This window comes from Bifidobacterium goeldii, from assembly GCF_003951095.1.
GTDB lineage: Bacteria > Actinomycetota > Actinomycetes > Actinomycetales > Bifidobacteriaceae > Bifidobacterium > Bifidobacterium goeldii.
Window position 1 is genome coordinate 831,662 of sequence record NZ_QXGL01000001.1, and the last position, 26,237, is coordinate 857,898.

Annotated in this window: 18 protein-coding genes; 10 read left to right on the plus strand and 8 right to left on the minus strand. The window is 56.8% G+C overall.

Annotated elements, in window-relative coordinates; genetic code table 11:
* Positions 1-67: 67 nt before the first annotated feature.
* The 4 genes from D2E25_RS03555 to D2E25_RS03570 form a co-directional block, all read right to left on the minus strand.
* Positions 68-1,015, minus strand: a complete 948-nt coding sequence (locus D2E25_RS03555) for a carbohydrate ABC transporter permease (RefSeq protein ID WP_125979664.1) — start codon at positions 1,013-1,015, stop codon at positions 68-70.
* Positions 1,016-1,020: 5 nt separating this feature from the next.
* Positions 1,021-2,151 (minus strand): carbohydrate ABC transporter permease, encoded by a 1,131-nt coding sequence (locus D2E25_RS03560; RefSeq protein WP_125979666.1) that lies wholly within the window; start codon positions 2,149-2,151, stop codon positions 1,021-1,023.
* Between the two features lie 155 nt (positions 2,152-2,306).
* Complete coding sequence (locus D2E25_RS03565) at positions 2,307-3,614, minus strand: ABC transporter substrate-binding protein (protein ID WP_206430719.1); 1,308 nt, start codon at positions 3,612-3,614, stop codon at positions 2,307-2,309.
* Between the two features lie 464 nt (positions 3,615-4,078).
* Positions 4,079-5,107, minus strand: coding sequence for a LacI family DNA-binding transcriptional regulator (locus tag D2E25_RS03570; RefSeq protein ID WP_125979669.1), 1,029 nt, complete (start codon positions 5,105-5,107; stop codon positions 4,079-4,081).
* 254 nt (positions 5,108-5,361) lie between these two features.
* Between D2E25_RS03570 and D2E25_RS03575 the strand changes: the two genes are divergently transcribed.
* Together D2E25_RS03575 and D2E25_RS03580 are read left to right on the plus strand one after the other, a co-directional pair.
* Positions 5,362-7,872, plus strand: a complete 2,511-nt coding sequence (locus tag D2E25_RS03575) for a glycoside hydrolase family 94 protein (RefSeq protein WP_125979671.1) — start codon at positions 5,362-5,364, stop codon at positions 7,870-7,872.
* Positions 7,873-8,060: 188 nt separating this feature from the next.
* Positions 8,061-8,891, plus strand: coding sequence for an alpha/beta hydrolase (locus D2E25_RS03580; RefSeq protein WP_125979674.1), 831 nt, complete (start codon positions 8,061-8,063; stop codon positions 8,889-8,891).
* A gap of 70 nt (positions 8,892-8,961) precedes the next feature.
* Here D2E25_RS03580 and D2E25_RS03585 read toward each other — a convergent pair whose 3' ends face one another.
* The gene (locus tag D2E25_RS03585; protein WP_125979676.1) at positions 8,962-11,226 is read right to left on the minus strand and encodes an exo-alpha-(1->6)-L-arabinopyranosidase; all 2,265 of its coding nucleotides are present in this window, start codon (positions 11,224-11,226) and stop codon (positions 8,962-8,964) included.
* A 309-nt stretch (positions 11,227-11,535) separates the two neighbouring features.
* Between D2E25_RS03585 and D2E25_RS03590 the strand changes: the two genes are divergently transcribed.
* The 7 genes from D2E25_RS03590 (at position 11,536) to D2E25_RS03620 (ending at position 20,118) form a co-directional block, all read left to right on the plus strand.
* On the plus strand, positions 11,536-12,126 hold the full coding sequence (locus tag D2E25_RS03590) for a TetR/AcrR family transcriptional regulator (protein WP_125979923.1): 591 nt from the start codon (positions 11,536-11,538) through the stop codon (positions 12,124-12,126).
* A 34-nt stretch (positions 12,127-12,160) separates the two neighbouring features.
* Positions 12,161-12,865: a response regulator transcription factor gene (locus D2E25_RS03595; protein WP_125979679.1), complete on the plus strand. Its 705-nt coding sequence runs from the start codon at positions 12,161-12,163 to the stop codon at positions 12,863-12,865.
* A gap of 2 nt (positions 12,866-12,867) precedes the next feature.
* Positions 12,868-14,391: an ATP-binding protein gene (locus D2E25_RS03600; RefSeq protein ID WP_125979681.1), complete on the plus strand. Its 1,524-nt coding sequence runs from the start codon at positions 12,868-12,870 to the stop codon at positions 14,389-14,391.
* A gap of 113 nt (positions 14,392-14,504) precedes the next feature.
* Positions 14,505-16,811, plus strand: coding sequence for a hypothetical protein (locus tag D2E25_RS03605; protein ID WP_125979684.1), 2,307 nt, complete (start codon positions 14,505-14,507; stop codon positions 16,809-16,811).
* A gap of 165 nt (positions 16,812-16,976) precedes the next feature.
* Positions 16,977-17,855: an AraC family transcriptional regulator gene (locus D2E25_RS03610; protein ID WP_125979686.1), complete on the plus strand. Its 879-nt coding sequence runs from the start codon at positions 16,977-16,979 to the stop codon at positions 17,853-17,855.
* A 186-nt stretch (positions 17,856-18,041) separates the two neighbouring features.
* Positions 18,042-19,364, plus strand: coding sequence for an ABC transporter substrate-binding protein (locus D2E25_RS03615; protein ID WP_125979688.1), 1,323 nt, complete (start codon positions 18,042-18,044; stop codon positions 19,362-19,364).
* A gap of 76 nt (positions 19,365-19,440) precedes the next feature.
* Entirely contained in the window at positions 19,441-20,118 is a 678-nt protein-coding gene (locus D2E25_RS03620) for an SGNH/GDSL hydrolase family protein (RefSeq protein WP_125979690.1), read from the plus strand.
* Positions 20,119-20,321: 203 nt separating this feature from the next.
* Here the strand turns inward: D2E25_RS03620 and D2E25_RS03625 are convergent, their stop codons facing one another.
* Positions 20,322-22,670 carry a glycoside hydrolase family 3 N-terminal domain-containing protein gene (locus D2E25_RS03625; protein WP_125979692.1) on the minus strand — a complete coding sequence of 783 codons (2,349 nt, stop codon included), beginning with the start codon at positions 22,668-22,670 and terminating at the stop codon, positions 20,322-20,324.
* Between the two features lie 115 nt (positions 22,671-22,785).
* Positions 22,786-23,442 carry a TetR/AcrR family transcriptional regulator gene (locus D2E25_RS03630; RefSeq protein WP_164514689.1) on the minus strand — a complete coding sequence of 219 codons (657 nt, stop codon included), beginning with the start codon at positions 23,440-23,442 and terminating at the stop codon, positions 22,786-22,788.
* A 318-nt stretch (positions 23,443-23,760) separates the two neighbouring features.
* Here D2E25_RS03630 and D2E25_RS03635 point away from each other — a divergent pair, with 318 nt between their 5' ends.
* Positions 23,761-24,777 carry an aldo/keto reductase gene (locus tag D2E25_RS03635; protein ID WP_125979697.1) on the plus strand — a complete coding sequence of 339 codons (1,017 nt, stop codon included), beginning with the start codon at positions 23,761-23,763 and terminating at the stop codon, positions 24,775-24,777.
* A 164-nt stretch (positions 24,778-24,941) separates the two neighbouring features.
* Here D2E25_RS03635 and D2E25_RS03640 read toward each other — a convergent pair whose 3' ends face one another.
* The gene (locus D2E25_RS03640) at positions 24,942-26,219 is read right to left on the minus strand and encodes a glutamate-cysteine ligase family protein (RefSeq protein ID WP_125979699.1); all 1,278 of its coding nucleotides are present in this window, start codon (positions 26,217-26,219) and stop codon (positions 24,942-24,944) included.
* Positions 26,220-26,237 lie beyond the last annotated feature (18 nt).

Below are 26,237 nucleotides of genomic sequence, written 5' to 3' on the forward strand. Positions count from 1 at the left end.
CTCCGCATGAAGCGAAGCGCCCTGCGGCCGTCACAGGCCTGATCGGAAAGAAGGAGAGGAAAACCGATCAGCCCTTGACGGCGCCGGCCATAATGCCGGAGACCAGCTGCCTGCCTGCAACAAAGAAGAGCAGCAGCAGCGGGAAGGTGGTGAGCACAACACCAGCCATCACCATCGTGTAATCAGTGAAGTACGCGCCCTTCAACGTAGCGGCAGCAACGGTGAGGAGGCTGTTCTTGTTCGGGCCGAGGATCAGCATAGGCCAGAAGTAGTTGGTCCACTGCGCAATGAACGTGAACAGGAACAGCATCGCAGCTGCCGGGCGAGCTGCAGGAACAGCCACTGACAGGAAGGTGCGGAACATCGAGCAACCATCCACGCGCGCCGCTTCAATCAGCTCGTAAGGCAACGCATCCTGCAAGTATTGCGTCATCCAGAACACGCCGAATGCGCTCACCAAGCTCGGAATGATCACAGCCCACAGGGAACCAAACAGGCCAGCCTTGTTCGCCATAATGTACAGCGGGACAACGCTCAGCTGCTGCGGAATGGTCATCGTACCGATAACGATGGTGAACAGGATGCCACGCCCGCGGAAGCGCAGCTTAGCAAATGAGTAGCCGGCCAGCGTGCTGAAGAACACGGTGGAGACGGATACGATCGTTGCCACAAACAACGTGCCACCAAGTGCCTGCCAGAACTTGATCGCGTTGAACGCGCGAGCAATGTTCTTAAACAAACCAGGGCCAAGAATCATTGCCTGCACGCCATACTGCGTGCTGGAACTGGCTTGCGAAGCAATAGAAACGGCTACATACAGCGGGATGAGGAAGATGAGGATGGTGACCGTGAGGATCAGGTACGTGCCCCATCCGGCGCGGCGGCCCTCACTGGTCATGCCCAGCTTCTTGCGGCGCTGCTTGGCAGCGGCATTGGCCACACCCTTGCCGTACATTTGCTCGAGGGCGGGGGTGCCCAGATCGGTCTTGTTGCTTTCGTTGGTGATGTCAACCATGATGATCAGTTCTCCTTTCCGTCCACGATGCCGGCAGCGCGGCGAGCTTCAACGCCAGAGCGGCGAGCAATCTCATATTCAGCTTCCTGCTGAGCCTTAATACCAGCCAGCTGCTCCTTGCTTGCCTTTGGAGCACCACCGGAAGCCAGTCGCTGAGTGATCAGGAAGTTCAGCACGGCGAGGAACACGATGATAAGGAACAGCAGCCAAGCCACTGCAGCTGCACGGCCGAGGTTCGGCTGGCCAATAGTCACCTTGTTGAAGCCCATATCCCACAGGTACAGCGACAAGGTCAGGTACTGGCGGTTCGGGCCACCATAGCCGGAAGTACCGTTGTGGAACATCTGCGGCTCATCGAAGATCTGCAGACCACCAATGGTGGAGGTGATAATCACGAAGATCAACGTCGGGCGCAGCATCGGCAGTACAACCGAGCGGAACGTGCGCCATGCGCCAGCGCCGTCAACAACCGCAGCTTCGAGCACATCGTTCGGAATTGCTTGCAGCGCGGCGAGGAAGATCAGCGTGTTGTAACCAGTCCAACGGAAGTTGACGATCGTAGCGATGGCCACATGCGACCAGAACGTATTCGCGTGCCACAGGATCGGGCTCATACCCAGGTTGGTGAGCACTACGTTGATCACGCCCATCTTGTCGGAGAAGATCTGGGAGAAGATGATACCTGCTGCCGAAGGAGCCACAATGTACGGCAGCAGCACGCCCATGCGCCAGAAGGTCTTGGCCTTGAGGTTTGCGTTGAGGATCCATGCGAGGAACAGTGCGATGATGATCTGCGGCACCGAGCTCAGCAGGAAGATCGAGAACGAGTTACGCAGAGCATCCCAGAACGATTCCTGGTGGATAACCCAGGCGAAATTGGCCCAGATGCTTGGTGTATCGCTACCGCAGGTTGCGCCACACACTGCGACACCACCGTCGCCAGTCAACGTGTTGTATTGCCTGGTAGCAATGTACGCGGTGTAGAACAGCGGGAACAGGCCTACGATCGCGAAAAGAATAAAGAATGGTGCCACGTAGAGATACGGGGATGCTTTCCATTCGAAAATGCCCAGACGGGCTTTAAATGACGGGGACGCGCCAGCTTCGTTGCCGGCCTTGCGCTTTGCCGTTGACATAACCTCTCACTCCTTTTTTCTTCGCTAGCGATGAGATCTGCCGCGCTTCAGCGCGCAGCAATGATCATTACTCCCTAGCAAAAGGCTCCGTCGCCGCCGAATATGGTGGCGACGGAGCCGCATGATTATGGATGGATAACCACCGATGTAGTCGGTTAGCTCAGAGCCTTGACGTCGTTAACCCACTGCTTGTAGGAAGCATCCGGAGTCTGCTCCTGCGTAGCATCAACTCGGTTGAGGGCGTCGACCATCTTGGTCTGGATGTCGAAGTACTGGCTGCCCTTGTACGGAACGATGTCGTAAGCCTTGGCGCGGTTGGCGAAGATCTGGCCGACCGGAGCGTCGTTGAGGTAAGGATCAGTCTTGCTGGATACATCGGAGCTTTCCTGAGCGGAAACAGAGCTCGGGTAGTTGTTAGCGCTGGTGAACAGAGCGACCTGCTGATCCTTGGCAGTCAGCCAAGCGACGAGCTTAGCAGCTTCATCCTTGACCGGAGAGGACTCAGGGACGACCAGGTAGGAGCCACCCCAGTTGCCGCCACCGCCAGGGAAGACGTCGGCGATATCCCAGCCCTTGAAGTCTTCGCCAGTGTTGCCCTTAATGTTGGTGAGCAGCCAGGTCGGGCACTGGATGGTAGCGAAGCCATCATCAGCCTTGAATGCTGCGTTCCAGTCGTCGCTCCACTGGGTGAGGTGAGCAGACAGATCCTTGGTGGAAGTCAGCTCGTCGTACATTTCCTTGATCTTGTCATTGGAGGTGGCGATGATCTTGCCATCCTTAGTGACGTAGGATTCTTCAACCTGGTTGATCATCGACTGCCAGTTGCTGGCCATCGAGTCGTACCACGGCAGACCGGTCTTTTCGGTGTATTCCTTGCCTGCTGCGAAGTAGGAGTCCCAGGTGGCGTTCTCGCCGCCGAGCCACTTGGCTACAGATTCACGATCGGAGGGGAAGCCCGCCTTCTCGAGCAGGTCTGCACGGTAGCAGATTGCCTCAGGGCCGATATCGGTGCCAGCACCGATCAGCTTGCCGTTAACAGTGGCGCTTTCCTTCTTCCAATCAACCCAATCGTTGTCCTTGGTGTAGGAGGAGAGGTCAACGAACTGGTCCGGCATTGCCATCAAGGACGGCATCCAGTCAACTTCAGCGAGGTAAACGTCATAAGCATTGGAACCGGTGGAAATAGCGGTGTTGAAGGCGGCACGAGCATCATCAGAGGAAGCAGCAACAGTCTCTTCAATCTTAACGTTCGGGTGCTCCTTCATGTACTTGTTCCACAGATCAGCACCAGCACGCTCGGCAGTAGGCTTGCCAAAACCAGGGTTGTTGAAGGTCTGGACCTTGATGGTGATCTTTCCATCAGCGCTGGAGGAGCCACCAGAATTGGATTCGCCACACGCACCGAGGCTGGCAATCATCGCCAATACGGCAACGGAAGCCAATGCCGGCTTGAACTTGTTCATCTCATCCTCATTTCCTTCATCGCACTACTGTGTGCGATTTATCCTTCCCCACACATCACTGTGTAGGCCCTTTTCGAACCGGGGAATCACCCCGCGCTTTGGAACCGTTTCCATTGCGTATTCATAAGATACACCATTTGAGGCGAATGCAACACCCACGGCGTGTTGCAAAGCAGCACAACAAAATACCTGAAAAGCATTGCAAAACATGGCAAATAGACATGTTAACGCTCCCATGCCAAATAGAAAGCGTCATTGTCAATTTCAACCGATTCAAGGGAAGCGATTCCACATTATCGGACATTTCTCAGCTTTTCAGCTGTATTTATCGATACAGTGCCCTGCATTACATGCGAATTGGCACGCTCAGTACTCTTAAGTGCACGCGATATACCCAGCGATACACCCCGTGCGCTCGGCTTATTCCATCCAACGCACGCAAATACACCCACAAAACCGCATTATCATGCGGATTCGCGCACAATCAAACGCACCGGGAACCGCTGCGACGAGACTTTCCACGAGCCATGCTCAAGTCGATACACCAGCATGTCAGTGGCAGCTTCAGCCACAACATTCAAGGGTTGCGCAACTGTAGTTAACGGCGGGTTCAATAAACGCGCCGCTTGCAAGTCATCAAAACCAATAACCGCTACATCATTAGGAATGTGTTTGCCTGCTTTATCCAACACTTGCAGCACGCCGGCCGCAATTTTGTCGGAATGCGCAAAAACGCCGTCGACTTGTGGGCAAGCGCTCAGAATGCGTTCCATCGACCGCTGCCCATTTTCAATCTCATAACTGCCAGAGCACACCATTACCGGCTCGAGATTATTCTCTTTCAGTGCAGCCAAAAATCCGCCCGTACGCTCGCGCGGAGTAGGCATATCTTTAGGCCCCTCAATCAGTGCAATATTGCGGCATCCGCGTTCAACCAAATGCCGCCCAGCCTGATAGCCGCCGTCATAATTATCAACATCCACAAAAGGCGCTTTATAGCCTTTCGGCGGCGCTCCAATAAACACAATCGGCTTATCCATTGCTCGCAAAGATCCGGCAAACTGTTCGCCCTCGTGGAAGCTCACTGCCACCACGCCTTCAGCGCCGGATTTGCCCATGAGCTCCTCAAATCCAGCCACATCACCAGGCGCCACCAGCGACAAGAATGGCAGCAAATTCCTGCGCGTCAACGAGGCACTTAACTGGCCGAGAATGCCAACAATAAAATCGTCGCGAAACAGGAAATCCGTAGGCTCCTCGGCGACTAATGCCACTACATTGCTGCGGCCACCGGTAAGCCTGCGCGCAGAAAGATTAGGCACAAATTGCAATTCTTCAGCGGCTCGGCGCACTTTTTCGCGCGTTGCCTCGGAAGCAGACCCCCCACCCAGTGCGCGTGACGCAGTGGATACCGCAACTCCAGCACGTTTGGCTACATCGCGGATCGTGATCGTTTTCTCATCTTTTCCGCTTTTATCGCCCCGCAGCACCATTGTCACCACCTACTTCCACTCGCCGAAGGTATCTATCGCACTGCTTCATCGTAGTGCGTGAGCCTCGGGAACTACACATTATGGTATGTGCGTTCCACCCATTCTACATGACGAAACGCGCAAATGGAAACGGTTCCAAAAATGGTATATGCTGTTCCCATCAGCACGAGCCGCTGTGACATCACACAACGCAGTTCAAGATCACCAGCTCCGTGCGGACACCCAGCCCAAGGAAGAGCAAGGAAGGAACTACCATGCGATACGGCCATTTCGACGATGAGGCCCGCGAATACGTAATCGAAACGCCTGCAACCCCACTACCGTGGATCAACTATCTTGGCAACGAGGATTTCTTCTCCCTCATCTCCAACACTGGCGGCGGCTACTCCTTCTATAAGGATGCCAAACTGCGCCGCATCACCCGCTACCGCTACAACGGCGTCCCCACCGACAACGGCGCACGCAACTACTATGTGAGCATCATGAGCGGCAATAGCGAAGACGCCAAACCAGTCGAAACCTTCTCCCCCACGTTCCTGCCTACAAAAACACCCCTCGATGAGTATCGCTGCCGTCACGGCATCGGCTACAGCGTATTTGAAGCCGCCAAATCCGGCGTCCGCACCGCGCTCACCGCGTTCGTGCCGCTGCACACCGCCGCAGAAATCAACCGTCTTGACGTAACCAATACGAACGACCACCCCGTCACCGTAGACGTAACCGGCTGTGTGGAATGGTGCTTGTGGAACGCAGTCGACGATTCTACGAACTTCCAGCGCAACCTCTCCACCGGCGAAGTCGAAATCGAACGTCTCGAAGACGCTACGATCGTCTACCACAAAACCGAATTCAAAGAACGCCGTAACCATTACGCGTTCTGGGCTGTCAACACGCCCGCCATTGGCTTCGACACTAGCCGCGACGAATTCTTGGGCCAGTTCAACGGTTGGGATACGCCGCAGGTCATCGCCGAAGGGCGCGCCCACGATTCCGTGGCCCACGGCTGGTACCCGATCGCCGCAAACCGTGTACGCATGACGCTTCAGCCGGGCGAGACGCGCACGGCGATCTTCATGCTCGGCTACATCGAAGTGCCGAACGACCAGAAATGGGAGGATCCGAACAATCCTGCGAAGGTCGGCATTATTAACAAGAAACCAGCGCACCAGCTGTTCTCGCGTTTCAACTCTGTAGCTGAAGTTGACGCAGCACTCACAGCGCTGAAGGCATACTGGAACGGCCTGCTGAGCACGTACAGCGTCGAATCAGGCGACGAGCGCCTCGACCGCATGGTCAATATTTGGCATCAGTACCAGTGCATGGTCACGTTTAACATGTCGCGTTCTGCGTCCTATTACGAGTCCGGAACCGGCCGCGGCATGGGCTTCCGCGATTCGAACCAGGATCTGCTGGGCTTCGTGCACTTGGTGCCCGAGCGCGCCCGCGAGCGCATTATCGACATTGCTTCCACGCAGATGGAAGATGGTTCCGCATGGCACCAGTATCAGCCGCTCACCAAGAAGGGTAACGCGGATATTGGCGGTGGATTCAATGATGATCCGCTGTGGTTGATCGCCGGCGTGTACGCGTATTTGGCCGAGACTGGCGATGTGAGCATTTTGAACGAGCCAGTGCCGTTCAACAATGTTGAAGGCTCTGAGGTTCCGCTGCTTGAGCATTTGCGCCGCTCTGCGCACTTTACGATGACGCATTTGGGCCCGCATAAGCTGCCGCTGATTGGCCGCGCCGATTGGAATGACTGCTTGAACCTCAACTGCTTCTCCTCCACTCCGGGCGAGAGCTTCCAAACGGTGGAAAATAATGACACCGGTGTGGCAGAGTCCGTGTTTATTGGCGGCATGTTCGTGCTCTATGGCGGCCAGTATGCGGATATTCTCGAGCATTATGGGGCTGAGTGCAATGTGAGCGCTGATGCGCTGGCGGCTGAAATTGCTGATGTTCGCGCAGCAATCGGCGCCATGAACGAGGCGGTGAAGACTGCCGGCTGGGATGGCGAATGGTTTGTGCGCGCGTATGACGCGTATTCGCGCCCGGTTGGCTCGCATACGGATACTGAGGGGCAGATTTATATTGAACCGCAGGGCATGTGCGTGATGGCTGGCATTGGTCTTGACGACGGCAAGGCGCAGGCTGCGCTCAAGTCTGTGCATGATCGTCTCACCTGCGAGTGGGGTACGGCGATTCTCGCACCCGCGTATTCGACGTATCGCATCGAGTTGGGTGAGATCAGCTCGTATCCGCGCGGATATAAGGAAAATGGCGGTATTTTCTGCCATAACAATCCGTGGATTTCGATTGCGAACGCGGTGGCTGGCAATGATGATGAGGCGTTCGCGGTCTACCGCCGTAACTGCCCCGCATGGTTGGAAGATAAGTCGGAGATTCGCAAGGTAGAGCCGTATGTTTACTGCCAGATGGTGGCCGGCCCAGAGGCGCCAACGCCTGGCGAAGGCAAGAACTCTTGGCTGACTGGTACTGCCGCGTGGACGTTCGTGGACGTCTCGCAGTATCTGCTCGGCGTGCGCCCAACGTTGGATGGTCTGGTTATCGAACCGCATCTGCCGGCTGAATACACTGACCTGACGGTAACGCGCGTCTACCGTGGCGTGACTTACACGATCAAGCTGCAGCGCACGGGCTCGCGTTCACTGGTTGTGGATGGCAAGGCGATCGATGGCTCCGTGGTGCCGGCGCCGGCTGCGGATAGCGGCGTGACCGCGGTGGATGTTGAGGTCACGTTCTGACACACGGCGGCTAGGTTATCAACTGAACCATTACTGAAATTACTGAAGATTACTGAAACTACTGTGCGCTCTCGCAGCGCGCAGTAGGCTAGTTGAGGGGCGTTACACGATCGGCGTGAATATGCACATTGCGATCGCAGCCGCCCCTCAGTCATGTTGGCATGACGGCCACATCACAGGAGGATTTCATGCAATACATTGACCAGACCATTACCGGCGTTGACGGCAGCGAAGCGCGTTTTGTCGGCTATGTGCTTGATAACAGCGAGGAGATTGATCCAGATCGTCACCGTCCAGCCGTGCTGGTGATTCCTGGCGGCGGCTATCAGATGACGTCGGATCGTGAGGCTGAGCCGGTGGCGATGAAGTTTGTTGCAGCCGGATACCAGGCGTTTGCACTGCGCTATTCGTGCGCGCCGAGCGTGTACCCGACGGCATTGCTTGAGGCCGCGCAGGCGATGACGTTGATTCGTGACCATGCCGACGAATGGCATGTGGATGTGAACCGTGTGGCTGCAATCGGTTTTTCTGCAGGCGGCCATTTGGCTGCAAATTTGGCGACTTCGGTTGGCGATGATGATCTTGCGGCCGCTGGCTATGATCCGGATGCTGTGCGCCCAAATGCACTGATGCTCGCCTATCCGGTGATCACTGCTGGCGAGTTTGCGCATCGCGGCAGCTTTGACGCGCTGCTTGGTGCGACGCGTAAGGATGATGCTGAGTGGCTGGATAAGCTCTCAATTGAGCAGCATATTGATGCGAAGACTCCACCAGTGTTTGTATGGCATACGATGACCGACATGGATGTGCCGGTGGAGAACACGCTAATGCTGATCGCCGCCTGCCGTGCCGCAGGAGCGAGTATCGAAGCTCACCTGTTCCCCGAAGGCGGGCACGGTACTGCACTCGGTAACGAGGAGACCGCCGTGCGTAACAACCCGGCCGCTACGATTGTGCCATGCGTGCAGATCTGGCCAAAGCTGGCTGTTGATTGGTTGAAGCGCACATTCGCCGCATAACTTTACGCGTACCTTATGTTAAATGCCGGCGCCCTTATGGGAGCGCCGGCATTCGCATGTTTATCGCGCGTTACTCAGTAATGTTCTTCGTAAGCTTGGCGTACTCGTCAAGCAGGTAGGAGGCAAGGGTCTTACCGCCCTCGCCCAGCAGCGTAGGCAGCGAGTTGATGGGCATGGACTGGAGGAACATGCGCATCATGGCGTTGTCTGGCAGAGTGGGCAGACCGTTGGTGCCAGCAGCGGCGATGGCGGCTGCGACAACCTTGCCGCCCACCGGGTCGGACTCCCACTCACCGTACGTGGACCACTCGTTGAGGGGCAGCGACTTGTTATCACCATCGAGCGTCACGTTCACACTCGCAGCGATATCGCGGCTCGCTGTGCCGACCTCGATGCCGTATTCGCCCGCCTCAACGTGCCAGTCACCAAACTTCTCAGACCAGTAGGCGAACGCGCGCTCGTCCAGATCGATGGTCACGGTCTTGGACTCGCCAGCCTTGAGGAACACCTTCTCGAAGCCCTTGAGCTCATGCTTCGGACGAGCCACGTCGGAGGCGCCCGGAGCCACGTACACCTGCACGGTTTCAGCGGCGTCCACGTCGGAGGTGTTGGTGACGGTCGCGGTCACACAGGCGGTGTTGGCACCGGTCTTGGTGGCGGAAACCTCGGAGATCTCGAAGGTTGCATAGCTCAGGCCGTAGCCGAACGGGTAATCAACAGCCTTGCCGTAGGTGTCGTAGTAGCGGTAGCCGACGAACACGCCTTCGCCGTAGTCAACGTGGCCTTCCTCGCCGGGCCAGTTGAGCATGCTCGGGTCGTCATTGATGTCCAACGGAATGGACTGCGCGAGCTTGCCGGAGGGGCTGACCGCGCCGAAAATCACGTCAGCGAGCGCCGGGCCGCCGGCCTGACCGAGCAGCCAGGATTCGAGGATGCCCTTGGCGTACTTCGCCCACGGGTTCACGGTGACGACGGAGCCGTTGGAGAGTACAACGACAACGTTCTTGTTGACGGCGGCGACCTGCTCAAGCAGGGCGATCTGCTTGGCGGGCATGTCGAGGGTGTCGCGGTCGAAGCCTTCGGATTCGGCAGCTTCCGGCAGACCAAGGAACATGAGCACGACGTCGGCACCCTTGGCGGTTTCAACAGCCTGCGCTTCGAGCGCCGGGTCGGCCGGCTCAAGATCGAGCGTGAAGCCGGGCGCGAAGTCAGCGTCAATACCGCGAGCGGTGAGCGTGTCGAGGAAGCTGGTCATCTTCGTGGGAGTGATGTGCGAGGAGCCGCCGCCCTGGTAGCGCGGGGTGCGAGCGAATTCGCCGATAATCGCGACCTTCTTGCTGGCAGCAGCGTCAAGCGGCAGGATTGCGTCGTCGTTCTTGAGCAGCACCATCGATTCGATGGCAGCCTGGTGAGCGACTTCGTCGTGCGCGTCAACGTCGAAGCGGTAACCGTCGATGCTCATCGCGGCGCGAGTTTTGTTCACCAAGTCGATCATGCCTTGTGCCATCGCGTCGAGCTGAGCGGGGGCGATACGGCCGTCACGGGCAGCGTAGACGATCTGTTCATCGGTGTAGGTTGGCGGCATTTCGAGGTTCAGGCCGGCGTTGAGAGAGGCGACGCGGTCATGGTCGGCACCCCAGTCGGACATGACGATGCCCTTAAAGCCCCACTCGTTGCGCAACACGTCGGTGAGCAGCCAACGATTCTGGGCGGAGTGCACGCCGTTGATGCGGTTGTAGGAGCACATGATCGTCCATGGCTGGGCGGTCTTGACGATGTGTTCGAAGGCCGGCAGGTAGATTTCACGCAGGGCGCGCTGCGAGATGCGCGCGTCAACGCGCAGGCGGTCGGTCTCCTGATTGTTGGCGGCGAAGTGCTTCAGCGACGTGCCTACGCCCTTGGACTGGACGCCGGCGACGATGCCGACCGCCTCATGACCGGCGAGGTACGGATCTTCGGACCAGTATTCGAAGCAGCGGCCGCCGAGCGGATTGCGCTTGATGTTGACGCCAGGGCCGAGAATGACGGCGACTTTCTCTTGAATGCATTCTTCTGCCATGGCCTCGCCCACCTGGTGGATGAGCTCAGGGTTCCACGAGCTGGACAGGCCGGCGGCCGGCGGGAAGCAGGTGGCTGGCACAGAGTCGTCCAGATCGGTTTCGCCGGTGCTGGCGGCTAGGGACTTCCTGAGGCCGTGGGGGCCGTCGGTGATCATGTAGCCGGGGATGCCCTTGGCCTCGACGCCCTGCAGGTGCCAGGCGTCGCCGCCGGAGGTCAGTGATGCTTTTTCTTCAAGCGTGAGGTCCTTGACGGATGGGTAGCTGCTCTCGCTCATACTGTCTCCTTCATGTGCGTTGTGTTGGCGAGCTGCACTTGTAGCTCGGCGATGTTGATGTGTGTTGTGGTCTTATTGGTATGCGGTGACGGGTGGTAAGCTCCCACTCCTTTGTGAATCGGAACTCACACTTCAAACCAACCGGTTGGTAGGTAGATTATCAAATAATCATCTTCGACACGCAGAAAGTATTTGTAAAGCTTACCTACCAACCGTAAGGTTAGCGATATGAGTACTACGAACGATAACCGTCGCGACACTGATGTACGCGGCGCTGATACACGCAGCACTGACGCACAAATCGCTGACATGCGCGATGCAGCGCACACCAACGATAGCGATCGACTGAATGCAATCCTCGACGCTACGATCGAATACTTCGGCCGCCTCGGCTACTACGGCACCTCACTGCAGCGCATCGCTGACGCAGTAGGCTTAACCAAAGCTGGCGTACTGCATTACGCCGGCAGCAAGGAAGGACTGCTGAGCCTCGTACTCACCGAACGGTACGATCGCGAAACCGAGTCGATTACCGAAAGCATGGTCACCGAGGAACGGCCGCTGATCGCCAACATGTGGCGGCGAACCGTCGCTGTCAACAACCACCGGCCTGCACTCGTGCATATGTTCTCAACCTTGAGCGCCGAAGCTCTTGACCCCGGCCACCCTGCGCATGAGTATTTCGCGCGCCGAGAGCAAAGCATTGTGTCGAACGCAATGAATATCAACTGGCAAGTGCCAGATGGCGTCAATGTGCAACATGTTTTGCAAGCAGGCTTTTCGATGATGGACGGCCTGCAATTGCGATGGCTGCGCTCCCCCGGCCAAGATCTGAACGCCATGTGGGCCGAATGCGAGGATGCGCTATTGCCACTGCCGCTGTGGGAGGGCTACCGCTGATTCATGCCGCCAGATTCGCCGAAAGGAGACCCGCATGGCCAGACTGCTGCTAGTTGAAGACGAGTCGCGCATGGCGCAGGCTGTCGCTGAGCTGTTGCGCCGGGAAGGCTATGCGGTTGACGTGTGTGGCGATGGCGAGTCCGGCGCGCAGGCCATCCGCGAGCGCACATATGATGCGATGATTCTCGATGTGATGCTTCCAGGACGTTCAGGCACGAGTCTGGCCACGATGACGCGCGATCTGGGATTGACCACGCCGATTATCATGCTAACTGCGAAGACCTCGGTGGACGACAAGGTAACCGGCTTAGATTCAGGTGCGGATGATTATCTAACTAAACCATTCGCCGTGCCAGAACTACTGGCTCGCGTACGCGCACAATTGCGCCGAGTTGGGGCGTTAGACGATCATGCCGCGTGCTCACGTACCCGCACATTCGCCGATCTGTCGTGGGATGTATCGTCGCTAACACTGCGCTGCACGACCAGCGGTCAATCCACAACGCTCAGTCAGCGCGAATCCGCCTTGTTCGAGACGCTACTCGACAATGCCGATCAGGTACTTTCGCGCGATCAGCTGCGCGCAGCCGCATGGCCACAAGCCTATGGCAGTGATTACAACAGCGTCGAAGTGTATTGTTCGTTCCTACGTCGCAAGCTCGCATTCGTTGGTTCGACGGTTCAGATCAGGGCTGTGCGGGGGCTTGGTTATGTGTTGCGCGATGGAAAGGACAGCTGATCATGTCTACCAGCTCGCATCACTCTCCTCACGCATGGCGACTGCCGCCACACTCATCGCACGACCCACTCTTTCGCCGTTCGCGGCGGCGTATCGTCGCAGCGATTCTTGGTGTGCTCATCGTACTGGTCGCAGGGCTGGTCGCGTTGATCTACACGACCAGCTATCGCGAAGTGTCCTCGCGTAACGAGCGCATGCTTGAACAGTACGCGGCAGTGTATTGGGAGCATGGTTTGCCTGGTACCGACACTCCCCCAACTTCTGACGATTCGTGGCCGGCCGGTCAGCCGCAATCCGACGTAGCTGCCAACGGTGATTCTGCGCAATCCAACACGCAATCCAACACGCAACCGTCACAGCAGACTCCGAGTGGATTGCCAGCAACAGATACGTACACGTCGCAGACGTTCTATGCAGTCGTGTTCGATGCTACGGGCACGGTCAGCGACTACGCGGGCAATTCATCCGCGGGTATCACCGAGCAAGCGCTTGCCACAGCCGGCAAATCAATGGCAGCACAACATCACATCACATGGGCGCATGCGAACGCCAATCTGAGCGAACCGGACGTACTCGCTACCGGATCCCTGGACCAATGGATGTACCGGATTGAGCAGTATGACGGGCGCACGCTCATAGTGATGATGGATAACACGGTCATGGATGAGAACATGGCCACGCTGATGCGCTATACGGCGATGTTTGGGGCGATTGCGTTCGTGCTGCTCGCTATTGCGGCCTGGGGGCTTGCGTGGCTGATCATGTTGCCGTTGGAACGTGCACACGCCGAGCAGCGACGGTTCGTTGCCGACGCCGGTCATGAGTTGAAAACGCCGGTCGCCACGATCGGCGTGAATGCGGAGTTGTTACGACGCGATATCGGTGATAATCCGTGGCTTGACAATATTGAGTTTGAAAATCAGCGTATGAGCCGTTTGGTTGCGCAACTTTTGGAGCTTGCTCATGCGGAAGCAAGCGTCGAAGCCGGATCGTCGCATGATGATGTCATGCCGTCCGTCGATCTGAGCCGACTGGTATCCGGCTGTTTGCTCGCGTGCGAGCCGGTCGCGTTCGAGCATGGATTACGTTTTGAGGAGCGAGTTGAGGAGCGAGTGCTAGTGCGAGGTAACGAAACGCAACTCGGCGAACTGATATCAATTCTGTTCGACAATGCGGTCGATCATGCACATATAGATGCGACGAACACTGCAACGAACAACACGGCAAACAGCACAACAACTAGCGCCGCTACGGACGGCGTACTCGACGTCATCCACGTCGCGCTGCACGCGGAACATGGTCGCGTAATCCTCAGCGTCACAAACCCCGGTTCACTATCGCCGGAACAGATCACCCATTTGTTCGACCGCTTCTACCGCGTCGATGCTGCGCACTCCGGTGCTGGCACTCATTACGGACTTGGCCTATCCATCGCGCATGCGATCGTTGCTGCTCATCACGGCACTATTTCCTGCAGCAGCGAGGCCGACCATGTCACGTTCACTGTTTCGATGCCGTCCGCCTGAGCCATCACGCGCCCAATCCGGCTCAGCGCAGCTGGTTCAATCTTCGTTCAATGTTCGCGGGCTACCTTGACGGCAATGGACGCGAACGGCGTCCCTGAACGTGAAGGAAGACCATGACCAGACATGCATCACGCCGCAAGATAGCGGCGGCGCTGGCAGCAGCAAGCGCACTGTGCGTCGCGCTCGCCGGATGCGCTGGAACCAGCAGTAACACAGCAACCAGCACAACCTCATCATCCACATCAACCGCTAAGACGACCACCGCTGCAGTCAAGGACACAGCAACCAAAACCACCATCGAAAGTACGCTGAACCTCAAGAACAATACCGACCAAGCGTGGACCTACCAGAGCGACGCTGATGCGTGGGTACTTTCGATTGTCTCGGCTGTCACGAATCCGGAACTGCCCGACCAACAGGGCGTTTCGGTCGCCGTTCCGGGCGCATATGTGACCGGCATTGACACGGACGGTGACGGTACGGCGGATACGACTGCACAAACCGCGACCAGCGGTACCGCGGTCAAGGGCTCGCTCGTGATCGACTATAAGGCCACGATCACCAGTGAAAACGGGCAGACGTACACCGCTGCAACCGCGCCGATCATCTTCACCACGGGCGCGGCCGGCTACAGCTCGCAGAACAATCAGCTCGCCTCCACGCAGTACGCGGCCGACGGTTACATCGCGATGGCGTCCGGCAATCGCGGCAAACAGAGCACCGTCACTGATGCCGACGGCAACACGACGTACACGGGCGACGCGCCACTGTGCCTGGTGGATCAGAAGGCGGCCGCGCGCTATGTGAAGTACAACATCATGCTCGGCAATCTGCCCGGCAACGTGGATCGACTGGTTACCACGGGCGGCTCGGGTGGCGGCGCGCACGCTGCAATGTTTGCCGCGACCGGCAACAACGAGGACTACTATGATTATCTAGCCGAGGCGGGCGCAGTCGGCGTGTACAAGACCACAGACGGCGGCTGGACGTCGAGCGTGACGATCAACAACACAACGAAGGCGATTTCGGATGGCGCGTGGGGCACGATCGCGTACAGTGCGATTACTCCGCTCGCTCAGGCTGATATGGCGCTCGCATTCGAGTATTATCTCGACCCGGATCACGAGTATTCGTCCGATTTTCAGAAGAAGATGGCCAAATATCTTGCGGCCGAATACATGGAGTACATTAACGGGCTGAATCTGAAGGTTAAAGAATCGGCAGTCGGCTTCGACTTGAACGGTGACGGCGACAAGAAGGATACGGTTAAGCTCACCATTGAGCATGATTCCGGCAGCAAGTACAAGAGCACGAATGGCTATCACGGCACGTATCTTGACCTGTATTTGGCCGAATTCGAGCAGAATCTGCAATGGTATGTTGACAATCTCGGCTATGCGAGCGGCTGGACGTGGTTCGACAAGGACGGTAATGCGCTGTCTGACGCCGAAGTGGCGGCGATGAGTACAGCAGACAAGGCGACCGCATTTTTGGAAGGCCGCTATGCGAAGAGTTCATCTAGCAGCGACGGCATGGGCAGGCCGGGCGGCGCGGGTGGTAGCGGCACTCCCGGCGATGGCAATGCGCCGAGCGGTGAGCCGCCCAGTGGCGAAGCACCCAGCGGAGAAACACCGTCCGGCGCTGCCCCTAACGGCGGGAGCAGCAGCTCCTCATCCCAGACTGAGGTCGTCGGCACGCCGGATGCTGGCACCACACAGTCGTCGAGCGGCTCGCAGGATTCCGCAAACTACGATTCGTTCTCCGCGATGCTCGCTGCATATAAGTCCGATATCGCGAGCGTCGAGCAGGGCGACAAGTACGGCAACAACATCGTCGAACTGTACGATCCGCTCAACTACATCGGTGCAGACGGCACGGATGATCCAACGTGGACGCGCGTAGTGATGGGCGCATCCGAGGGCGATATGTCGATGTTCGGTTCGCTGAACATGGAGATTGCATGGCTAAACGCCGGTGTGAACGCGACGATCGAATGGCAGTGGGATGGCGGTCACGTGCCCTCCGAAACGCTGGGCGAATCGCTGTCGCTAACCGTTGACGAAATGGTCGGCAAGTATGACAAGTCCGCCAAGAAGATCACCAAGGCGAAGGCCGAAACTGTGACAGAAAACGGCGATGCGACCGAGGCAACCGGCACGGATATCAGCAGCTGGGTGAAGACCAAGAAATCTTCGAAGACGACATCTGGGCTGTCTGTTTCGTTCACGTTGGCAGCAGCTGCGGCTTATCGTGCCAAGGGTGCGAGCAAAGCGGTGCCCGGATTCGACGTGATTGACTACGGTCAGGAGGATTACGAGTTCGGCAATGCCACACAAGATGCGCGGCATTGGGACAAGTACGTGCTCGCTGTGCTACAAGAACACGAAGACGAACTATCGCCACTGTTTAACGCCAGCTGACAGTCCACTCACGGTTCCGTCTGCCAACAGAGGCTCGGCAGACGGAACCTTTTCAGACCTGAGCAACGCAACACACAGCCTCTCAGCATCACAGCACGATCACCCATCACCCTTCTAAGATGAGAAGCGAGAGTTGCGAAATGCGAATGCGGGGAGGCAGCACTCATGAAAATGCTGGCGGCGGGCATCGACCCATCACAATCCAACTATTGGTTAGCCTCACCAGCTGCCATCATCAAACAGACTTTCCTCTACCCGATTACCGCGGGCGCGCTGACTTATTATGCAAACTATTCGCTGCGCCGCCGGTCGATCGATAATTTCATGATCGCGTACATCAGGCAAGGCACGCTTCATGTAAAAACTGCAGGCGTTACCCATACCGCAAGTCAAGGGCAGTTTATTGTGCTCGATTGCAGTATTCCGCATGATTTTTGGACTACAGAACCTTGCCAAGATTATTTCATGCATTTCAATGGCCCCTCGGCGAGCGCATACTGCCGCTATATTGTTGCGAATGCTGGCAATGTGATTACGCCATCCGCCGGCGAGGAAGCGGTGGATATGCTGCGCAGAATTATTGACGTGCTTTCTGGCCGAGTGCATGCCAGTGCGCCGGAGCTCAATCACAGTATTGATGGCATTCTTACGGTGTTAGCGTCTGAACGTACTGATGAGCCGCGCACGTTTGCGCAAACTGCTATTGACCGCGTGGTCAGCTATATCACTGAGCATTTGGCTGGTGATCTTTCGATTGATGCGCTGGCGGTTATCGCGTGTATGAGTCGTTTTCATTTTGCGAAAACGTTTAAAGAGCTCACTGGTGATAGCCCGTACGATTTTGTGACGCGTACCAGAGTGGAGCATGCGAAGTATTTACTCTCGCTTACTGATATGCCTGTTGCTGCGGTTGGCCGTGCGTGTGGATATAGTGCGCCAAGTACGTTTTGTGCGATGTTTCGCCGTGAAACGGGGGCTTCGCCGTCAACGTATCGCAGCATGGTTATGCCAATATCTGACGTCAGTGAAGATGCCAAGAATTAACAACTCATCCCCAAGAATACGCATTGAAACCGCGTGAGAATCCCATGCAATCCTCCTATGCTTCGTACATAGGCAAGGGGTTATCAAGCAGTTGAACGAACAATAATTCATTGCCTATAGACCTGAAAACACGGATCGCGTCATCGTCGAGCGAGCCGCAGAGAAAACCTAAGGAGAGGCGGAATTATGCGAGTTTTTACCAAAGCTACTGCGTTGGTTGCAACGTCTGCACTGCTGTTGGGTGTGAGCGCGTGCGGGCAGAGTGCAAGCACAGGTGAGAGTGCTGATGCGAAGCAAACCGTTACCGTGTGGGCGTGGGAGCCTACGGTGAAGAAAGCCGTGCAAGGATTCGAAAGCAAGCATCCTAATATTACAGTGAACGTAGTCAACGCTGGTTCTAGTAACGATGAATACACGGCGCTCAGCAATGCGCTTACTGCAGGCAAGGGTGCGCCTGATTTGGTGCAGCTTGATTTTAATGCTGTTCCTCAGTTTGCTATTTCTGACGGTTTGGAAGAGCTCTCCCAATATGGTTTTAGTAAGAAAATGCTGGCGGATTACACGAAGGGCGCACAAAGCGGCATTTCGGTAAACAATGGCATTTATGGTGTGCCGATTGGCGGCGGCCCAATGGCTTTGTTCTACAACAAGGAGATTTTTGACAAGGCTGGTGTGACTGAAGCGCCAAAAACTTGGGATGACTATTACGAGGCTGCGAAGAAGATTCATGCGCTTGGCCCTGACTATTACATTACGAATGAGTCTGGTTCCGACGCTGGAATGGCATTGTCGTTAATCTGGCAGGCTGGAGGCCATCCGTTTAGCGTGAAGGGCAAGGATATTACGATCAATCTCACGAGCGACCCTGGCGTGAAGCACTACGTTGATCTGTGGCAAAAGCTAATTGATGAAAAGCTTATCGACACTAAAACGCAGGGTTGGACTGACGACTGGTATCGCGGCCTTGGCAATGGTCATATTGCTTCGCTGGCGATCGGCGGTTGGATGCCGATTACGTTGCAAACGTCTTCAGCGGAGGCGTCCGGCAAGTTCCGCGCCGCTCCCCTGCCAGTGTGGAGCGATAGCGATACTGCCAGCGCTGAGAATGGTGGTGGCGCTCTGTCTGTAGTGAAGGGTTCTGCGCACGCTGCGGCCGCATATGAGTTCGCTAAGTATGTGGGTTATGGCGAAGGTGAGAAAACGCTGACTGACAACGGCATTGTTCCCGATTTGACTCGCACGTTGAGTAGCGATGAGTATCTTAACCAGCCGAAGGAGTACTTCGGCGGCCAGGAAATTAACAAAGTGCTGGCGCAATCGGCAAAGAATGTGACGAGTGAATTCCAGTTCCTGCCATATCAGGTGTATGGCGGTTCGATTTACCCAGACAATATTTCTACCGCGTTTACTGATCCTGGTTCTAAAACACTAGCGCAAGGATTGGCTGACTGGCAGAGTGCACTAGTGAAATACGGTGAGGAGCAAGGGTACACGGTTACTACTAAGTGAGTGGCCACTCAGTGATTGATGCGATGCGGCTCGGCCGGCTACCCCCGTTCGAGCCGCATGTGTTGATGGGAAGCATATGATGAACACTTCGATTGATGCTCCATTTGGCGGGGCTCCCGGGCGCAAACCGCTGCTGGTTTGTGTAGGCGACAGTATTACGCAAGGCGATACTGGTATGGGGTTTATGGCTCCATACCCGTGGCCTCAGCAGGTAGGCAAACTGTTGGGCGTTGATGTGCGCAACTGTGGGTATTGCGGTGCCAGCACGACGGATTATCGAACATATCAACCGTGGCAAGCAGCGCGCGCAGCATTACCACAAGCAACGGTGATGACTATTGGCTTGGGAACGAACGATATTGATTTGGAGCATGCGCGCGACATACCAGCACTCGAGCGCGTAGCAACACAGTTAGCACAGATTGTTGATGAAGCGTTAGCGATTAATGCGCGCATGCGCGTTGTGGTGCTGTCAGTGCCGCAGTTCGCTACGGCTGAGCCGATTATGAGCCGTTTGAGTAGCCCGATTATTCGCGAGATGAACCGCGCGGTGAGCATGCTGAATGATTGCTATGTTGGGCTGTGCGAGCGGCGCGGTTGGATGTATCTTGACTATGCTGATGTGCTCAATGGGCGGCGTGAATTGTACGGCAATACGATTCACCCGAATCAGCGCGGATATGATGCCATTGCCGCCGCGATCGCGCGCGAGCTGATGCCGATCTTGACTCCCACAGCTGAGAAGGCTGCCTGAGATCATCATCGACTAGGCGGAGCAAAAACCGTGGGGGTAGCTACCAGAATTGATGGTTATTGCCATGATTCTGGTAACTACCCCTCAGTCTCACTGCGTTCGACAGCTCCCCTGGCAAGGGGAGCCGAGGCTACCGCACCCGCAGTATTGTCTTACCGACACACACAGCGTTATCTGCTATGCGCATTGCGTCACCAAAGGTGTCACGCAACGGTGAACGTAGCGGCCTTAAGGTCGTCGCGACGGCTTGAGTGGCCGATGAGCAGTTCGAAGTCACCGGGCTCAACAATGCGATTCGCATCCTGATCGACGATCGTGCATTCGGCGACCGGAATATCAAAGCTCACGGTCGTGCTCTCCCCCGGCTTCAACGTCACGCGGCGGAAAGCTTTGAGCTCACGGTCGGTCCAACTGTACGAGGTCACAATGTCGTTGATGTACGCTTGCACGACTTCAGTACCAGTACGATCGCCGGTGTTGGTCAGCGTAATCTCAGCGTGCACGGTGTCTGCGGCAGTGAACGCACCGTGAGCTCCAGAAGCGCCACCAACAATGCGCACATCCCCATATTCGAACGTCGTGTAGCTTTCGCCCTCGCCGAACGCGAACGCCGGGTCCTGCGTCAGGTCAGCGTAACGGTTGCCATGCTGGCCGCGAATCTGGTTGTAGTACACCGGCAGCTGGCCAACGTGACGCGGGAACGTAATCGGCAAACGACCGGACGGGTTTGTAAGACCCAGGATGATCTCCGCAATGGCCTGACCGCCTTTCATGCCCGGGCTCGGCGCCCACAGAATCGAACCAGCACCGGCCGCCGGGTCGTTGCAACGCTTAGCAAACACGTCGTTAGCGCCGACGATGCTTGCCGGCAGCACTTGCGGTTTAGAACTCACGAGCACAGTGACCATCGGCTTGCCAGTTTCGCGGCTGACGGCTGCGAGCGCGTCAAGCAGCGCGTTCTGGCCACCGAGCAAATCAAGCGTGGCAGTGGAGCAGGATTCGCCAACGAGCTGAACAACATCGCCTACCACTGCAACGATCAAATCAGATTGGCGAGCGTTCGCAACTGCTTCGTCAATCAGCGCTTGGTCAACGGGCGCGTTGACGGCAACCTTCGGGCGCGGCTGACCATCGGGGAAGAATTCACCTTCCGGATCGGGCACGAGATCTACCACGTTGGCGCCGCGCGAGTAGACGACTTCGCAGCCGTCGCCGGCGAGACGCTTGAAACCGTCGAGCACGGTGGTGATCATGTCGCGTGGCTGACCGTCCGGCATCCAAGAAACCTGCCCGGAGTTGCCAGCCCAGTCGCCGAGCTGGTTTTGCGCATCGTCGGCGAGCGGGCCGACCACGGCAATGCGCTTGGCAGCGCCGGTCACACCAGCGGTGAATGGCAACGCGCCGTCGTTACGCAGGAGGGCAACTGATTCGCGGGCGAGCGCAAGGTTTAGCTGCTGGTGTTCGTCGGAGCCGATAACCGTCTTGATACGTGTCTCATCCGGCAGGCGCGGATCTTCAAACAGGCCGAGGCGGAATTTCAGCGCGAGAATACGACCGACGGCCGCGTCGATGAGCGCTTCGTCGAGCAGGCCGGTCTTTACGGCTTCGATCGCACCCTCGTAGAACTGCGGGGTGGTCATCACCAGATCGTTGCCGGCCTTGACCGCGTCGGCGGCGGCGTGCACGTAATCGGGCTTAATTTTCTGCTCCCAGACGGCACGGCCGACATTGTCCCAGTCGGTGATGAGCGTACCGCGGTATTGCCATGCGCCGCGCAGTTTGTCGGTGAGCAGCCACTTGTTGAAGGTGACTGGCACGCCGTCAATGGATTCGTAACCGAGCATGAACGTGCCGCAGCCTTCTTTGGCGACTCGTTCGAACGGCGGCAAGAACCAGGATTCGAGCTTGCGATGGGTCATGTCTGCTTCGGAAGCGTCGCGACCACCGTGAGTTTCGGAGTAGCCAGCGAAGTGCTTGGCGCAGGCGAGGATCGCGTTCTTCGGCAGCTCCTCCCCTGCCTTTGCGCCGCCCTGATAGCCTTTGACCATGGCGGAGGCGAATTCGCCGATCAGTACCGGGTCTTCGCCGAAGGTCTCATCGACGCGACCCCAGCGGGTGTCGCGCGCAATGCAGAGCACTGGAGAGAACGTCCAGTGCACGCCGGTACAGGAGACTTCTTCGGCGGTAGCGCGGCCGACAGCCTCGACCTTATCGGGGTCCCAGCTGACAGCCATGCCGAGCTGCGAAGGGTAGATGGTGGCGCCCGGCCAGAATGAGTAGCCGTGAATGCAGTCGTCGCCGATAATGAGCGGAATACCGAGGCGCGTCTGCTCGTTGATCATCTTCATCGCGCGCGGTAAGTCTTCGGGGCTGGTGTGCAGAATCGAGCCGACGTGCTTGTTGACAATGAGATCTTCAAGGTCGCCGCCGCGCGCGTCAAGCTGCATCATCTGGCCGACCTTTTCTTCCAAAGTCATGCGGCCGAGCAGGTCAGCAATGCGCTCATCGGCTGGCAGATCAGGGTTCTTGTACGGCAGGGTTTGTTCAGTCATGGCGTTTTCGCTTTCCTCGATGAAATCGAACGACGTTAATTAACTACCACTTGGTAGTTTATCAATGTTGTGACTGCGACACACGGCATATTCGCCGTCACACAACCCCGTCACACTACCGGCACTCATCCCAATCTGGGGAAGGAAACAGCATCGGCTCAAAGCCTGCCCACTCGGCTACCAAGTCAATCGCCGGCTCGCGCAACCATCGCAGTTGCATACCGTCCATAATCTCCATTGCGCGGCGCACAGTCGGCCGCAGTTCATCAAACGAGGCATACCGCGCCGGAATACGCCAGTTGAAGCCGCGATAGTAGTTCCAAATACCATCCGGTCGCCCCGCAAACTCGTCATGTAAGGGGTGATCAGGATTAAACGATTCCACTTGAATCATGGAAAACAGTTGCACCAGCATTCGCCGACTCGCGTTATATCGCACCAAATATCGCAAATATGCCGGAAAATGCAGATCATTTTCAAAGCTGCCTGCTAAGCCCGACTGCATAAAGTCTTCAACATTGCCGTCAACGTTGTAGCTGTCGCGATACACCATGGCCAGCATGTTGTCTTTGCTGCCGATGTACCGCAGCACCCCCTGTTTGGTAACCCCTACCATGTCAGCAACATCCTGCACGGAAATGCCGTTATACCCGCGTTCGGAAATCAAACGCACTGCGGCGTCAATAATCTCGTGGCGCCGCTCATCAGGGCTTTTACGTACGCGTCGTTGCGGTTCGGCCGCGCGAGATGCGGATGTGGTGGTCGTGGACATACCTGACAAGTGTAGGCGACAGCGTAGGCGAACGGCGACCAACCGACCATGCTCGCGCAGCATCACGCCCTCTGTCGCTGCACCCCTTCTGTCTCCACACCACCTTGCGACACGCCGATACCCGCGTGCACTGAGCCAGTTGTTTTCGGCGCGGCGGCGGCAGAATCCAGTGAAGAACGATACGATGGTGGAGGGTATCGTTGTTCGATCATGTGACACTGCTGTGGCATGACCGGCATGGCAACGAGCCGAGGAGGAATCGACGAAGACGCCGATGAAGGAACGAACGCAGGCAATGGAGCGTAACGAGGAGGCATTATGTTGTACGGCAGTATTGAAGGGGTAGGTAAACCAGTTTCGCGTATAGTGCTCGGCACCGCGTACCCTGCGCTCACTTCCGGCACACAAGATCCAGGTGAACTGGCTGATTTGCTGAATACCGCAGTGAGCACTGGTATCAACACGATTGATACAGCAAAAGTGTACGGGCAGTCGCAAGCGATGCTTGGCGGCTGGATTGCTGGATTAAGCAAAAATGAACGCGACCGGCTGGTGATTGAAACGAAGGGGTGCCATCCGCTCGATGACGGTACGCCGCGCGTAACACAACAAGCACTTGACGAAGATATTGACGATTCACTGAACAAGCTCAATGTTGACTATATCGACGTGTATTTACTGCATCGCGATAATCCGCAAGTGCCAGCTGGTGAGATTGTTGAATGGTTGAACGCGCAGCAACAAGCCGGCCATATTCGCGCATTTGGCGGCTCAAATTGGACGTCGGATCGTCTTGCTGAAGCCAATGATTATGCGGCTGCGCACGGGTTGACACCGTTCACGGTGTCTTCGCCGAATTTCAGTCTTGCCGCCCAGGAAGGCGACCCGTGGATTGGCAGTAGCGTAACGCTCAACGGCGCTGATGGAGCCGCGAATGCGCGCGAACTTGACTGGTATCGCGGCAGCCAAATGGCGGTGTTTGCTTACTCAGTATTGGGCCGCGGATTTATGACTGGCATGTTTACGTCTGATGATCGCGCGGCAGCTGAAGCGCGGCTTGATGAGCCTGCTCGCCGCGGGTATTGCTATGCGAGCAATTTTGAACGATTGCGCCGCGCGGAGATTCTTGCCATCCGCAAGCATGTAAGTGTGCCGCAGATTGCGATTGCATGGGCGTTTGCGCATGACTTGAACTTGTATGCGCTGCTTTCCTGCACGTCTGAAGCGATTATTCGCAGTAATGCGGCCGCACTGGACTTGACATTGAGCCCAGAGGAAGCCGCATGGTTGAATCTTGAAAGCGAAGAATTAGAGACCGAATTGGATGTCGAGTAGCGCGTAGCGTTATGCGCGTGAGATATGGGGTTATACACCAACGGCGAGGCTCCAGCAGTATGTGACTGGGGCCTCGCCGTTGGCGTATTGGGGTAGTGAGTTCCGCTAGCTCAACCGTGAACGCGTGCGATGCGTATCGCGTATCTCACTATGTTGAGAGCACGTTACTCTTGGAACACGTCTGGGTGTTTCGGGTCGCCAGGAACGTCCGACAGCAAGCCTTCGAGACCAAGGAATTCCTTCCAGAAGTCGAGCGGCTGGCCGTACGGCGTAGCTTCACGACCGTGCGCTTGCAGATTGGCTTTAGCCTCATACACTTCGGATTCGGTAATGCCTTCGAAGTAGCTTTCCAAACGATCGCGATTCTCAGGAATGTAGAACAGCGAAGCGATGATTTCCGTAAGCCGTTCTGCGCGTTCGATTGGCAGTGAATCCCAGTGACGCAATTCGATGAAGTTCTTCAAGCGCACATCGTTGAAATGCGTGGAAATAATATGGTTGATCTCGTACGGGTTGAGTTCGCGATCGGGGTACACTTCGCCAGCATTCTCGCGGAAGGCGGGGCGATGCAGTTCCTTCGGGGATGCACCGGAGGCTACTGCTTCAGGCGTGTGCGTCAGGTCTGCGAACATGAGTGGCGTGGAAAGCACGTCGATGGCGTAATCTTCCCAGCTGTAACGCGGGTCGAACAGGCCCGGCAGCACGTTTGTGCGCTGGAAGTCGAGGTAATCCCACATGCGCTGGCGCAGCAGCGGGTATGGGTTCGTTTGGCCTTCAAAATATGGGGTGTTGCGGAAGAAGTAGGCCAGAATCGGGCCGATTACTGTGCCCAAACGCATTTTCTCGATCGCATCTTGCTCGTCAACGAAGTCGATACTCACCTGCGTGGAGGCGGAGCAGCGCATCATGCATGGGCCGAATTGGCCTACGCGGCCGAGGTAATCGGTCATCGCGTCGTAACGGTCCTTGGGGTTGACTGGCACGTCCGCGAAGCTGGACTTGGGCTGGTAACCGTAGTTAACGAAGCGGAATCCGAGTTCGTCCAGAATCGGATCGGCTTCGCGACGGAATTTCGAGTATAGCGAGACGAGATCGCTGGGCTGGCGGAGCACGCCAATCGACGTTTCTACCTGACCGCCTGGCTCAAGTGATACTGCCACGCCTTCGCGGGCTAGTCCTACCAGATGACCGTTTTCCCAGTATTCCTTTGATTCGTCGTAGTAAGGAGCGAGGCGCTTGAGCAGGGTTTCAATACCGTTCGGCTCGTAGTAGCTGACGGCCGTATCGTCGGCGTTATGCACCGGCAAATGCTCGATTTCTACGCCGAAACCACCAGTGCCACGTTTTGCCCGCCCGTTTTCAAAAAACTTCAGGAGGCTTTCAACATGCTTCGGGTTCGGCTTGGCCAGCAAATGGGCATAACTGATACGCGGTGTACTCATGCGCCCAGCATAACCGAC